This window comes from Saccharothrix sp. NPDC042600, assembly GCF_040647305.1.
GTDB classification, from domain to species: Bacteria; Actinomycetota; Actinomycetes; order Mycobacteriales; family Pseudonocardiaceae; genus Actinosynnema; species Actinosynnema mutabilis.
Genome location: NZ_JBEZBW010000014.1, coordinates 34,392 through 47,025 on the forward strand (window position 1 = coordinate 34,392; position 12,634 = coordinate 47,025).

Here is a 12,634-nt window from a genome sequence, read left to right on the forward strand (position 1 = left end):
AAGGTCTTCGGCATGGTCAAGGAACGCGGTCAGAAGGTGATCGCGTCGAACCGCAAGGCTCGGCACGACTACACCATCCTCGACACCTACGAAGCCGGTGTCGTGCTCGTCGGCACCGAGGTGAAGAGCCTGCGCATGGGCCGGGCGTCCCTGGTGGACGCCTTCGCGCAGGTCGACGACGGCGAGATCTGGCTGCACGCGCTGCACATCCCGGAGTACGTGGCCGGCACCTGGACCAACCACGAGGTCCGCCGCAAGCGCAAGCTCCTGCTGCACCGCAAGGAGATCGAGCGGCTGATCGGCAAGACCAAGGAGAGCGGCCTGTCGCTCATCCCGCTCCAGATGTACTTCAAGGACGGGTACGTCAAGGTCGAGATCGCGCTCGCGCGCGGCAAGAAGGCCTACGACAAGCGGCAGGACCTGGCCAAGCGGGACGCGCAGCGGGAGATCCAGAAGGCGCACGGCCGTGCCCTGAAGGGCCGCTATTGAACCTGGTCGACGTGCACGTGCACTTCATGCCCGAGCGCGTGCTGGACAAGGTCTGGGCGTTCTTCGACGCGGCGTCCGAGCACTACGGCGTGTCGTGGCCGATCCACTACCGGTTGCCCGAACCGGAGCGCCTGGACGCCCTGCGGTCGTTCGGCGTGGTCGGGTTCGCCCCGTTGGTGTACGCGCACAAGCCCGGCATGGCGGAGTGGCTGACGGAGTGGGCGCTGGACTTCGGCGCTTCGGTGCCGGAGGCGGTGCCCACCGCGACGCTGTTCCCCGAGCCGGGCGTCGAGCGGTACCTGGGGCGGGCCGTGGACCGCGGGGCGCGGATCGTGAAGGCGCACGTGCAGGTCGGCTCGTACGACCCGCGCGACCCGCAGTTGGACGGGGCCTGGGGCCTGCTGGCCGAGGCCGGTGTCCCCGTGGTGGTGCACTGTGGACACGGGCCGATCCCCGGTTCGCACACCGGGTTGGACGTGTTCGAAGAGGTCCTCAAGCGACACCCGGCGCTGGTGGCGGTCTTGGCGCACGCGGGGATGCCGGACTACCTGGACGCGCTGGACCTCGTGCACCGGTACGCGGGCGTGCACCTGGACACCACGATGGTGGGCGTGCCGTTCACCCAGGCGCGGGCGGCGCTGCCGCGGGACTGGGCGTCGCGGCTGGTCGACGTGTCCGAGCGGGTGGTGCTGGGCTCGGACTTCCCGAACATCCCCTACGAGTACGGGGTGCAGTTGGCGGCGATCGAGTCGTGGGCGGCGGCCGACGACCGGCTCGGCGAGCCCTTCCTGCGGGCCGTGCTGCACGACAACCCGGCCCGCTTGCTCAAGCTCTGACCGTGCGCCTGCGGACGGTGCAGCACGCGGCTGGGCGTCGAACGGCCGCCGGTGCGGGCGCGACCTCTAGCCGGTGATGTCCAGGTAGGCCAGGACCGCGCGCACGCGCCGGTGCTCGGACGTGCTGGGCTCCAGGCCGAGCTTGGCGAAGATGTTGCCCACGTGCTTCTCCACCGCGCCGTCGGACACCACGAGCGACTTGGCGATGGCCGTGTTCGACAGGCCCTGCGCCATCAGGCCCAGGACCTCCCGTTCGCGCTGGGTCAGCGAGTCCACCGGCTTGCGGCGGCTGCGGACCATGAGCTGGGTGATGACCTCGTGGTCGATGCTGGTGCCGCCCTCGGCGACCCGGCGCACCGCCGCCACGAACTCCGCGACGTCGGACACCCGCTCCTTGAGCAGGTACCCGACGCCGTTCGCGCCGCCGGCCAGCAGTTCGACCGCGTAGCGCTCCTCCACGTACTGCGACAGCACGAGCACCGGCAGGTTCGGCACCCGCTTGCGCGCCTCGATCGCGGCCCGCAGGCCCTCGTCGGTGAACGTCGGCGGCATCCGCACGTCGACCAGCGCCAGGTCCGGCCGGTGCCGCTCGACGGCGGCCAGCAGGGCCTCGCCGTCCTCCACCGCCGCCACGGTCTCGATGCCCTCGTCCGCCAGCAGGCGCTCCACGCCCGACCTGAGCAGCACCGAGTCCTCGGCGATCACCACGCGCACGGCAGCTCCGTCCGTATCACGGTCGGCCCCCCGACGGGGCTGACCACCACGACCACGCCGTCAATGGTCGCAGCTCGATCCGCCAGGCCCGCCAGTCCTCCGCCGGGACGCACCTCCGCGCCGCCGTGGCCGTTGTCGGTGATCTCCACCACCACGGAGTTGTCGGTGCGGGTGACCCGCACGCGGGCCTGGGTGGCGCCGGAGTGCTTGGCGATGTTGGTCAGCGCTTCGGCGACGGTGAAGTACGCCGTGCTCTCCACCGCCGTCGGCGGGCGCGGATCGACGTCCACCGACACCTCGACCGGGATCGGGCACTTCGCGGCCAGCGACGACAGGGCGGCGTCCAGGCCGCGGTCGCCGAGCACCGACGGGTAGATGCCGCGGGCCAGGTCGCGCAGCTCGGAGATGGCGAGCTTGGCGTCGGCGTGCGCCTCGGCGATCAGCTCCGCCGCCGCCCGCGGGTCGGACTCCATCTTGTTGCGCGCCCGGCCCAGCCCCATCGCGACCGCCACCAGCCGTTGCTGCGCGCCGTCGTGCAGGTCGCGCTCGATGCGCCGCCGCTCCGCCTCGGCCGCCTCGACGCCGCGCGCCCGGCTGGCCGACAGGTGGTCCGCCTTGGCCTCCAGCAACGCCGTCCGCGACGGCCCGAGCAGCCCGCCCGCCAGCGCCGCGTGCGCCCGGCCCAGCCCCTTGACCAGCGGCATCAGCACGATCGCGAGCCCGATGCCCAGCACGGTGACCACGACCGCCTCGGGCAGGGAGTCGAGCAGCCACACCGAGTCGCCGATGGTGACCTCGAAGGTCGCCGGCAGGAAGTCGTAGTAGACCGGGAAGAACACGGCGCTGAGCACCGTCGGCCACAGCGCCACGACCAGCGCGAACTCGATGACGCCCAGCGGCAGCATGACCAGCCAGTAGGCGAAGTCGCGCCAGGTCGCCGGGTCGGTGACCAGCGCCTTGCCCCGCTGGTAGGCGTTGCCGTCGGGCAGCGGGCGGTAGGGCTGGGGGATGTCCACCCCCAGCGCGACCCGCAGCCACGCCCGTTCGGCGGTCGCCCCGGCGCGCGCCAGCACGAGCGTCAGCACGAGCAGCGGGAACCCGACCCAGATCACCATCGTGCCGACGCTCACCGCCAGCAGCGGCACCAGCAGGCAGAACCAGAAGATCCCCGTGACCAGGTTGAGCAGGAAGTACCCGCTGATCCGTGCGATGTCGGGGTTGGCCCGCTCCGTCATTGTGTTCCCCACCTTCACGCCCCTGATGTGCCCGACCAGCATCACCCGTGCGTGTGGCGCGGACCATCAGGTCGGCCGGCGTTCGGGAGGTGGGGACAGCCCTACCCAGGGTATTGGAATGAACCCGTCGGTCCCGCGCGTTATGATGAGCGACGACGTGACGACCAGGGGGTGAACGGTTTCGACTTTGTGCGTTGATCCAAGGGAAGCGTGCCGGTGCAGGCGAGAGACCACCGCAAGCGTCATCGCAAACCAATAAGCGCCGAGTCTAACGACCAGCGCGCGTTCGCCCTCGCCGCCTGAGGCTAGGAGCGACGCTGTCGGCCCGGAGGTGCCTCCGCTCCGGTCGCCGGCATCAGCTAGGGGGCTTCACCTCCGTTCCCGGTCACGGGGAGCGGTAGGGACACCAAACAGTGACTGGGCCCGTCACGACGACTTGTCCGCGTGATCGTCGGGGCCGAGCAGAGGCGTAGCGGACTGCGCACGGAGAAGCCTTGGTGAGGCGGCAGAGGACCCGGGTTCGATTCCCGGCACCTCCACCGGAACCAGACGGCGGACGTCCCGACCAGGGGCGTCCGCCGTTTTCGTGTTCACGGGCGTGCTCGTGACCATCGCGGCGACGCCGCAAAACCGGTGGTGCGCGCCACACCTGGACGTGTAGGTGTCTGCGACGTGGAAACGGTGACGTACACGCAGGTTGACGGCGCTTACCCGCCGTCCGGGGACTACGCGCACGCGATCGAGGTGCGGGGAGCCGGGCGGCTGTTGTTCGTGTCCGGCACGATGGGGCTCGACCCCGCCGGAGCACCCGGGAAGTCCCTGGACGAGCAGCTCGTGCTCGTCTGGGACAACATCCGGGCCATCCTCAAGGCCGCCGACATGACGGTGGACGACATCGTCCGGCTCACCAGCTACCTCACCGACCCCGCCCACGCCGAGGCCAACGCCGCGGCGCGGGTGGCGGCGCTGAACGGGCGGGTCATCCCGACCACGGCGATCGTCGTGCGGACGCTGACGCCCGACTGGCTGGTGGAGATCGAGGTGGTGGCCGCGGCCTAGCGGTCCTCGCGCAGGATCGTCGCCAGGTTGCGCTCGGCCAGGGCCGTGATGGTGACGAACGGGTTGACGCCGATGGAGCCGGGCACCAGGGCTCCATCGGTGACGTACAGGTTCCGGTAGCCCTTCACCCGGCCGTGGTCGTCGGTCGCCCGGCCGAGGACCACGCCGCCCAGCGGGTGGTAGCAGAAGTCGTCCGCGAAGGCCCGGCCGCCGCCGAAGACGTCGTAGCGGTACCCGGTGCCGTTGGCGTCGTTGATCCGGTCGAACGTCCCGGCGGCGGCCGTGGCGGCGGCGGAGCCCCGCCAGCGCAGCACCGCCCGGTCGGTCGCCGGGTCGTAGACGAACCGCCCGCGCTCCTCGTTGCGGTTGATGGCCAGGTACAGGCTCACGTACGTCTCGATCCCGGCCGGCACCGGCGCGATCTCGGCGAACACCTCGCGGGACGGGTCGGTGATCGCCAGCGTCGGGATCGCGGACTGGAGGAACCCCGTCGGGTCCCACAGGTGGTTGTTGCGGGCCACCATGACGTTGCCGTTGGGGCCCCAGCCCTCGCCGACCTCGGCGGGCAGGTCCGGCAGGTCGCCGGTGTCCCGGGCGCGCAGGAGCAGTTCCGTGGTGCCCAGGCTGCCCGCGCCGAGGAACAGCCGGTCGCACGTCACGTGCTTCTCGGCCACCGTCCGGCCATCGGCGTCGATCTCGCGGACCGACAACGCGTAACCGCCGCCCTCGCGCGCGATGCGGGTCACCTGGTGCAGCGGGGCGATGGTGACGTTGCCGGTGGCGACGGCGTCGGCGAGGTAGCCCTGGTCGAGGGTGAACTTGCCGTGGTTGTTGCCGTAGATGACCTCGGTGCCCAGCGCGGACTTCGGCGCCTCGCCCCGCTCCTCGCGCGCCATGTGGTCGAACGAGTAGACGTTGGGCACGAACGCGGTGTCGAAGCCGGCGCGGGCGGCGTGCGTCCGGGACAGGCGGGAGAACCGGTAGTACTCGCTCGCCTCGAAGAAGTGGCCGGGGATGTGGTTGACCCGCAGCATCTTGTTGGCCAGCGGGAAGAACCGGTCGTACATCTCGGTCACGTCCACGGTGGGGAACCGCCGCGCGAAGTACTCGCGGTCCGGGGTGACGGCCATGCCGCCGTTGACCAGGGACCCGCCGCCGACACCCCGGCCGACGTACACCCCCATGCCCGCGAAGTTCACCCGGTCGAGGACGCCCGCGTGCCGTCGGACCGGCCGGTTGGCGAGGTCCAGGAAGAGGATGCCGTTGACCGGGGCCTCGGTGCGGTCCTTGAACCACATCGAGCGGTGGTCGGGATTGAGCATCCCGCAGAAGACCTTGCCGTCGGGGCCCGGCGCGTCCCACCGCTGCCCCATCTCCAGCACCAGCGTCCGGATCCCGGCCTGGCCCAGGCGCAGCGCGGCGACCGACGCGCCGTACCCGCTGCCGACGACGACGGCGGGCGCGTGCGAGGTGGTGGCGTGGGCCTTCGGGCCGAGCAGGGTGAGGGCGGAGGCGCCCAGGAGGGCACGGCGGGTGATCATCATGTCACCCGAGGTTAGCGGTTGACCAGAAACTCTTTCACAAGGGCCGCGACGAGTCGGTGGTTGGTCGCCAGCACGGCGTGCGTGTCGTCGTACCGCTCGACGGTGATGTTCGGCGGCAGGGTCTTCAGGTCCCGTTCGAGGCCGCGCTGGTAGGACTCGAAGAGCGATTGCCCGTCGAACGGCTTGGTGGCGACGGCCAGCAGCATCGGGCAGCGGACGTCCCGGAAGACCTCGAAGCAGTCCAGCTCCTCCATGGCCCGTTGCAGTTCCGGCTGCCCGTACCGCTTGAACCGCTCGCGCAGGTCCGCGATGGCCGCCAGGTCGGGATCGACGTGCCGTTGCGGCTGCGTGGGGACGCCGTGCCCGTCGATGTCGATCACGGCCGGGCACTCCGGGTGCCGCCGACCCCACAGCGCGGCGACCATGCCGCCCAGGGACGCGCCGAGCACCGCCGGGTTGTCGGTGGCATGCGGCTCGACGCGGTCCAGGACGGACTCCCAGTCCCACGGCCCTTCCAGGGGTAACGCGACGACCTCGTGCTCCCCTCGCAGGTCCTCGACCACCGGGTCCCAGTCCGACGGCGACCCGCCGGCCCCGTGCAACGCCAAGACCTTCATGCGTTCAACCTCGCTCTCACCGAGTCCGTGGTGACGCCGCCGTCGGCGTCCCGGGTCAACTTCCCGCGGCGCACGAGGTCGTGGACGCCCTGCTTGGTGACGCCCAACATCGCGCCCGCGACGGAGTACGACACCGTCCGCGCGGCCGGGTGGCCGACGCGCCTGGCCACGGCGCGACCCAACGGGGTGCCCCACCACCGCGCGGGCGGGTCGAAGGGGCCGTCGCCCGGGTACAGCGCGCCGACCAGGCGGGCGAGCGCGTGCACGGCCGCCTGGTGGTCGTCACCCTCGACGACCGCGGCCAGCCGCCGGGCCAGGTCGTCCACCCGGTCGGGCAGGTCGGCGGCGTCGCCGAAGAGGATCTCGACCGGGTCGAGCAGACGGGTGCGGATGACCGTGGCGATCTGGTCCGCGAGCATGGCCCACCTCCTTGACGCCCATCGTCAAGTACTTGACGGCCGTCGTCAAGTAGTCAGCGGCGGGCGGGAGCGGCGGTGAAGGGGTCCTCGGGCCAGCGGTGCTTCGGGTAGCGGCCCCGCAGCTCGGCGCGGACCCGCGGGTAGCCGGTGCGCCAGAACGACGCCAGGTCGCCGGTCACCGCCGTGGGCCGGCCCGCCGGGGACAGCAGGTGCAGCACGACCGGGGCCCGGCCGTCCGCGAGTCGCGGGGTGTCGGTCCAGCCGAACACCTCCTGCACCTTGACCGGCAGCACCGGCTCGGGACCCGAGTAGTCCACCCGGATCCTCGACCCGGACGGGACTTCGAGCCGGTCCGGCGCCAGCTCGTCGAACCGCGCCGCCGCGGGCCACGGCAGCAACGCCCGGACCGCCCGCTCGGCGTCGAGCTTCGCCAGGTCCGCGCGGCGGCGGGCCGGGCCCGGGTCCAGCACGGCGAGCACGGCGTCGTCGGTCGGGTCCGGCCACGGCTCGCCCAGGACGCGGTGCAGGAACGCCAGCCGCTCCCGGGTCCGGGTCGCGTCGGCGGACCAGCGCAGCAGCCCCAACCCCTCCGCGCGCAGGCCCGCGAGGAGGGCCGTCCGGGTGGCTTCCGGGTCGTTCAAGGGCTTGCCGGACAACGTGATCGCGCCCAGCTTCGTGACCCGTTCGGCGACGACGTCACCGTCCCAGCGGACGTCGTCCTCCTCGACCAGCAGCGTCGGCGCGGCGCGGCGGGCCAGCTCCTCGGACGCCCGCGCGGCGAGCCGGATCCGCCCGTGGCTGCGCCCCGGCTCCCGGTCGGCGACCGCCACGGCGAGCCACTCGGCACCGCTCAACGCGCCTTCCGGCAGTTCCGCCGCGGTCCCGCCCGCCATCAGGTAGACCGGCGAACCGGGCGAACGCCTGCGCGCCAACCGCTCCGGGTACGCGAGCGCGACCACCAGGGCCACGGCGTCCTCGGTCGGTCGGGTGCCCGGGTCGTCCACCAGCGCGGCGAGGCGGCGGGCTTCGCGCGGGTCGGCGTCGCGCGTGGACAGTTCGACGCTCGCGGCGGCGCGGTCGTCGTCCAGCACGGCCACCACCTCGGCCGCCGTCCGTGCGCCGACCAGGGCCGCGCCGTCGAGCAGGGCGCGCGCCAGCCGGGGGTGCAGGCCCAGGTCCGCCATCCGCCTCCCGCGCTCGGTGATCCGGTCGTGGTCGAGGGCTCCCAGGGCGCGCAGGACCGCGCGGCCGGCGTCCAGGGCTCCCGGCGGCGGGGCGTCCCACCAGGCCAGGCCCTCGCCGGACGGCACGCCCCAGCACGCCAGCTCCAGCGCCAACCGGGTCAGGTCGGCGGTGCGGATCTCCGGCTCCGGGTAGCGCGGCAGGGTGCTGTGCTCGTGCTCCGGCCAGCACCGGTACACCCGGCCCGCCGCCTCGCGGCCCGCCCGGCCCGCGCGCTGGTCGGCCACGGCCGCGCTCACCCGCACGGTCGCCAACCCCGCGAGGCCCCGCCGGTGGTCCACCCGCGGCACGCGCGCCAGCCCCGAGTCCACCACCGCCCGCACGCCCGGCACGGTCAGGCTCGACTCCGCGATCGCCGTCGCCAGCACGACCCGCCGCCGCGCTCCCGGCCGCAGCGCCGCGTCCTGCACCGCCGACCCGAGCCGGCCGTGCAGCGGGACCACGTCCACGCCGTCCAGCAACGCCGTGCACCGCCGGATCTCCGCCACACCCGGCAGGAACGCCAGCACGTCACCATCCACTTCGGACAGTGCACGCCGGACCGCCCGCGCCACGCACGCCTCGATCCGCTCACCCCGCAGCGGTGGCGCGTACGCCGTCTCCACCGGGTGGGTCGCGGCCGTCACGCGCAGCACGGGCGCGTCCCCGAGCAGCCCGGCCAACCGGTCCGCCGCCACCGTCGCCGACGTCGCGAGCAGCTTGAGGTCCGGTCGCAGCCCGGCCCGCGCGTCGAGCAGGAGCGCCAGCAGCAGGTCCGCGTCCAGGTGCCGCTCGTGGCACTCGTCCAGCAGCACGGTGTCCACGCCGGAAAGCTCGGGGTCGTGCTGCAACCGCCGCACCAGCAACCCGGACGTCACCACCTCGATCCGCGTGTCGCGGGAGGTCCTGCGGTCGCCGCGCACCGAGTACCCGACGGTCCGGCCGACGGGTTCGCCGAGCAGGCTCGCCATCCGGGCGGCGGCGGCGCGGGCGGCGATGCGGCGCGGTTCGGCGACGACCACGCGTCCCTTGAGCGCCAGCGGCACCAGGGTCGTCTTGCCCGTGCCCGGTGGCGCGACCAGCACCGTGGTGCCGTGCGCGTCCAAAGTGCGCACCAGCTCGTCCAAAACCCCGGTGATCGGCAGCTCCACGGTGTGCCAGTGTGCCAATGTGGGCCCATGTCGAAATGGGGTGTCCTTGGCGCGACGGTGACCCTGGCCCGCGCGGTGCGGACGATCAGCACGTGGCGGCAGGTGCGGGAGTTGCCGCGCGAGGCCGTCGAGGACGGCTCGGTCACCGTGGTCGTGCCCGCGCGCGACGAGGCGGCGACCATCGACCGGTGCCTCACCGGCCTGCGCAAGCAGGACTACGACGACCTGCGGATCGTGGTGGTGGACGACGCGTCCACCGACGGCACCGCCGACATCGTGCGCCGGCACGCCGAGGACGACCCGCGCGTGGAGTTGGTGCGCAGCGACGGGCCGCCGTCCGGGTGGGCGGGCAAGGTGCACGCGCTGCACGTGGGCACCGCCGACGCCCGGTCCGACTGGCTGCTGTTCGTGGACGCGGACACCGAGGCCACCCCCGACCTCGTGGGCCGGCTGGTCGCGGCGGCCACGACCGGGGGCGTGGACCTGGTGTCCACGGCCGGCCGGTCCACCACCGCGAACGCCGGTTGGTGGCTGCTGCTCCCGCCGGTCAACGCGCTGTTGTTCGAGTCCGCCTCGGTGGACGGCACGCGCGGCAAGGCGCTGGCCATCGGGCACTGCATCCTGGTCCGGCGCGAGGCGTGCGAACGGGCCGGCGGGTGGCGGGCCGTGGCCGGGTCGCGCAGCGACGACATCGACTTCGCCACGCTCGTGCGCGACGCCGGCGGGCGGACGCGGTACGTGGACGGCGGCGGCACCCTGACCACGTCCGGGCTGGCCACGTTCGGGGCCACCTACCGGTCGATGCGCAAGAGCCTCGCCGCCGGCGTGGCCGAACGGGGACCCGCCACGGCGTTCCTGGTGCTGGGCGCGATGGGCGTGGCGCACATCGCGTACGGGGTGGCGCCGATCGTCACGACGTTGCGCGGCTCGAAGCCGGGCGCGGTGGCGTGGCTGGCGCAGGCGTTGGCGCACTGGGCGTACTTCCGGCGCGTCGGCCAGCCCCGGTCGGCGGCCGTTCTCGCGCCCTTCGGGGCGGTCGCGCTGGGCGTGTTGGCGCTGGACACGGCGTGGCGGTCGCTGCGCGGCGGTGCGACCTGGAAGGGCCGTGACGTACGCGACTGACCCGTCCGTGCCAGGCTGGGGTTCGTGGTTGACCCGCTGAGAGATCCCGACGACCCCGAACTGCTCGACCCCTACCGCGCCCGCGAGCTGGCCGGTCTGGTGGAGGCGGCGCGGCTCGCGTCCGGCGCCGTCCGGTACGGCCGGGTCGGCCGCGTGGGTTGCGCGCAGGTCGTGGTCAACCCGGACAACCCGCTGCCGCTGGGCAACCACGCGTGCGCGCTGGACGGGTCGTCCGCCGAGGTCGCGGGCACGTTGATGCAGCTTGAGCAAACGTTTGCGGACGTGGGTCGGGCGGAGGCGGTGGTGTACGCGTCGCCCACCACGGTCGCCGAGATCGAGGGCATCGCGGACGACGCCGGCTGGTACGCGGTCGAGGAGGCGCTGGCGGTCGTGCACCGGGGTCGGGCGGACTTCGCGCCCTCGGTGCGGCGGGCCGTCGACGCGGACCTGGACGGCATGGCCGCGCTGCTCGCCGACGACCTGGGCGCGGAACCCGTGCGGCTGGCCAAGCACCTCGCGCAGCGGCAGGACGACCCGCGGTGCGTGTTCCTCGCGGTGGACGACGGCGACCGGCTGGCCGGGTTCGCGAGCGGGTTCGCCGACCGCGGGGTGGGGCTGGTCGAGCACGTCGTGGTGCGGCCCGCCCGGCGGCGGCGCGGCGTCGGGTCCGCGCTGGTCGGCGCGTCCGTGGCGGCGTTGCGCGAGCTGGGGGCGTTGCTGGTCGCCGCGCACGTGGCGGAGGGCGGCGCGGGGGAGCGGTTCGCGGAGGCGTGCGGGTTCGGTGGTGGCTATCCCGTAACCGCTTATGCACGCAGAGTCGACGAATTGTTGGATTGAGTATTTGTTTGACCCTTCGCATATCCTTAGCACAGCTAACGGAGATCGGGAGGGTGCCCAGTGCCGGGGATCGAGATCAAGTCCAAGCCCCGGCTGCCCAGCGAGGTGTGGGTGCTCGTCGCGGCGAGCTTCATCATCGCGATCGGCTTCGGCATCGTCGCGCCCGTCCTGCCCGCCTACGCCAAGGGCTTCGACGTCGGCACCACCGCGGTCTCCGCGATCGTCAGCGCGTTCGCCCTGGTCCGGCTGCTGTTCGCGCCGTTGAGCGGCCGGCTGGTGACCCGGTTCGGCGAGACGAAGATCTACGTGTGGGGCATCCTCATCGTGGCCCTCGGCACGGCCGCCTGCGGCTTCGCCACCGCGTACTGGCAGCTGCTGGTGTTCCGGTCCTTCGCGGGCGTCGGCTCGACCATGTTCACCGTGGCCGCCGTGGGCCTGCTCATCCGCATCACGCCGGCCCCGCTGCGGGGGCGCGCGTCCGGGCTGTGGGCGACCGGGTTCCTGCTGGGCAACATCGCCGGGCCGATCGTCGGCGCGGGACTGGCGGAGATCTCCATCCGCGTCCCGTTCGTGGTCTACGCGGTCGCGCTGATCCTCGCGGCGCTGGTGGTGTGGTGGTTCCTGCGCCGGTCCACGCTGGCCGCGCTCGACTCCGCGCCGCAGGCCACGATGACCGTGGGCCAGGCCCTGGGTTCACCGGCCTACCGCGCGACGCTCGCGTCCGGGTTCGCCAACGCCTGGGCGGTGTTCGGCGTGCGGATCTCGCTGGTGCCGCTGTTCGTGGTGGAGGCGCTGTACGGCAGCCCGGCGGTGGCGGGCATCTCGCTGTCGGTGTTCGCCGCCGGCAACGCGGCCGTGCTCATGGTGTCCGGGAAGCTGTCGGACAGCATCGGGCGCAAGCCGGTCGCGATCGTCGGCCTGGCGGTGTCCGCCGCGGGCACGATCTGGCTCGGGTTCACCACGGACGTGCCGATGTTCATGGCCGCGTCCCTGCTCTCGGGCATCGGCGCGGGTCTGCTCAACCCGCCGCAGAACGCGGTGGTGGCCGACGTCATCGGCGCGAAGGCCAAGGGTGGCCCGGTGCTGGCCGCGTTCCAGATGGTCGGCGACTGCGGCGCGATCATCGGCCCGCTGCTGGCCGGTCTCCTGGTCGACCACGTGTCCTACAGCGCGGCGTTCACCCTGACGGGGGCCACCATGATCGTGGCGCTGGTGTTCTGGCTGTTCGCGCCGGAGACCCTGCCGCGCGAGCCGTCCGAGCACGTCGCGGAGGTCGTGGCCAACGAGTGCGGGCGCATCGACGAGGGTCCCGAGGTGCCCACCGGCGAGCGCCTGGCGGGCCGGCCGCGTCAACCGGACGCGTGAGCACTCAGGTTCCACTCAGCATGTC

At 73.0% G+C, this 12,634-nt stretch carries 12 protein-coding genes and 1 other RNA gene; 7 read left to right on the forward strand and 6 right to left on the reverse strand.

The window, feature by feature from the left end:
• The first annotated feature begins 12 nt into the window (after positions 1 to 12).
• Complete coding sequence (smpB, locus tag AB0A74_RS12645; RefSeq protein ID WP_337724102.1) at positions 13 to 489, forward strand: SsrA-binding protein SmpB; 477 nt, start codon at positions 13 to 15, stop codon at positions 487 to 489.
• A complete protein-coding gene (locus AB0A74_RS12650) occupies positions 486 to 1,325 on the forward strand; it encodes an amidohydrolase family protein (protein WP_358248927.1) in 840 nt (279 codons plus the stop codon). The genes smpB and AB0A74_RS12650 overlap by 4 nt, the downstream gene beginning before the upstream one ends.
• Positions 1,326 to 1,391: 66 nt before the next feature.
• Here AB0A74_RS12650 and AB0A74_RS12655 read toward each other — a convergent pair whose 3' ends face one another.
• A complete protein-coding gene (locus tag AB0A74_RS12655) occupies positions 1,392 to 2,039 on the reverse strand; it encodes a response regulator transcription factor (protein WP_358248928.1) in 648 nt (215 codons plus the stop codon).
• Entirely contained in the window at positions 2,027 to 3,274 is a 1,248-nt protein-coding gene (locus AB0A74_RS12660; RefSeq protein WP_358248929.1) for a sensor domain-containing protein, read from the reverse strand. The genes AB0A74_RS12655 and AB0A74_RS12660 overlap by 13 nt, the downstream gene beginning before the upstream one ends.
• A 167-nt stretch (positions 3,275 to 3,441) precedes the next feature.
• Between AB0A74_RS12660 and ssrA the strand changes: the two genes are divergently transcribed.
• Both ssrA and AB0A74_RS12670 read left to right on the forward strand, forming a co-directional pair.
• Positions 3,442 to 3,816: a transfer-messenger RNA gene (gene ssrA / locus AB0A74_RS12665) on the forward strand.
• Positions 3,817 to 3,946: 130 nt separating this feature from the next.
• On the forward strand, positions 3,947 to 4,333 hold the full coding sequence (locus AB0A74_RS12670; RefSeq protein WP_358248930.1) for a RidA family protein: 387 nt from the start codon (positions 3,947 to 3,949) through the stop codon (positions 4,331 to 4,333).
• On the opposite strand, the gene AB0A74_RS12675 is transcribed toward AB0A74_RS12670, so the two are convergent.
• From AB0A74_RS12675 to hrpB, 4 genes are read right to left on the reverse strand one after another with little or no spacing between them, the layout of a single operon-like run.
• Positions 4,330 to 5,877: a GMC oxidoreductase gene (locus tag AB0A74_RS12675; protein ID WP_358248931.1), complete on the reverse strand. Its 1,548-nt coding sequence runs from the start codon at positions 5,875 to 5,877 to the stop codon at positions 4,330 to 4,332. The two genes, AB0A74_RS12670 and AB0A74_RS12675, sit on opposite strands and share 4 nt — an antisense overlap.
• Positions 5,878 to 5,888: 11 nt before the next feature.
• Positions 5,889 to 6,494, reverse strand: coding sequence for an alpha/beta hydrolase (locus AB0A74_RS12680; RefSeq protein ID WP_358248932.1), 606 nt, complete (start codon positions 6,492 to 6,494; stop codon positions 5,889 to 5,891).
• Positions 6,491 to 6,913, reverse strand: a complete 423-nt coding sequence (locus AB0A74_RS12685) for a hypothetical protein (protein WP_358248933.1) — start codon at positions 6,911 to 6,913, stop codon at positions 6,491 to 6,493. Before AB0A74_RS12685 ends, AB0A74_RS12680 begins: the two co-directional genes overlap by 4 nt.
• A 53-nt stretch (positions 6,914 to 6,966) precedes the next feature.
• Complete coding sequence (gene hrpB / locus AB0A74_RS12690; protein WP_358248934.1) at positions 6,967 to 9,285, reverse strand: ATP-dependent helicase HrpB; 2,319 nt, start codon at positions 9,283 to 9,285, stop codon at positions 6,967 to 6,969.
• 27 nt (positions 9,286 to 9,312) lie between these two features.
• Here hrpB and AB0A74_RS12695 point away from each other — a divergent pair, with 27 nt between their 5' ends.
• Genes AB0A74_RS12695 through AB0A74_RS12705 form a run of 3 tightly spaced genes read left to right on the forward strand, consistent with a single transcriptional unit; the run spans position 9,313 to position 12,609 of the window.
• Entirely contained in the window at positions 9,313 to 10,407 is a 1,095-nt protein-coding gene (locus AB0A74_RS12695) for a glycosyltransferase (protein ID WP_358248935.1), read from the forward strand.
• A gap of 24 nt (positions 10,408 to 10,431) precedes the next feature.
• Entirely contained in the window at positions 10,432 to 11,244 is an 813-nt protein-coding gene (locus tag AB0A74_RS12700) for a GNAT family N-acetyltransferase (RefSeq protein ID WP_358248936.1), read from the forward strand.
• Positions 11,245 to 11,304: 60 nt separating this feature from the next.
• Positions 11,305 to 12,609, forward strand: coding sequence for an MFS transporter (locus AB0A74_RS12705; RefSeq protein WP_358248937.1), 1,305 nt, complete (start codon positions 11,305 to 11,307; stop codon positions 12,607 to 12,609).
• Positions 12,610 to 12,634 lie beyond the last annotated feature (25 nt).

Bases quoted from the DNA above. Each gene is read 5' to 3' on its own strand.
- smpB (WP_337724102.1), top strand. From the start codon at position 13: ATGGTCAAGGAACGCGGTCAGAAGGTGATCGCGTCGAACCGCAAGGCT.
- AB0A74_RS12660 (WP_358248929.1), bottom strand. From the start codon at position 3,274: ATGACGGAGCGGGCCAACCCCGACATCGCACGGATCAGCGGGTACTTC.
- AB0A74_RS12675 (WP_358248931.1), bottom strand. From the start codon at position 5,877: ATGATGATCACCCGCCGTGCCCTCCTGGGCGCCTCCGCCCTCACCCTG.
- AB0A74_RS12680 (WP_358248932.1), bottom strand. From the start codon at position 6,494: ATGAAGGTCTTGGCGTTGCACGGGGCCGGCGGGTCGCCGTCGGACTGG.
- AB0A74_RS12685 (WP_358248933.1), bottom strand. From the start codon at position 6,913: ATGCTCGCGGACCAGATCGCCACGGTCATCCGCACCCGTCTGCTCGAC.
- AB0A74_RS12695 (WP_358248935.1), top strand. From the start codon at position 9,313: ATGTCGAAATGGGGTGTCCTTGGCGCGACGGTGACCCTGGCCCGCGCG.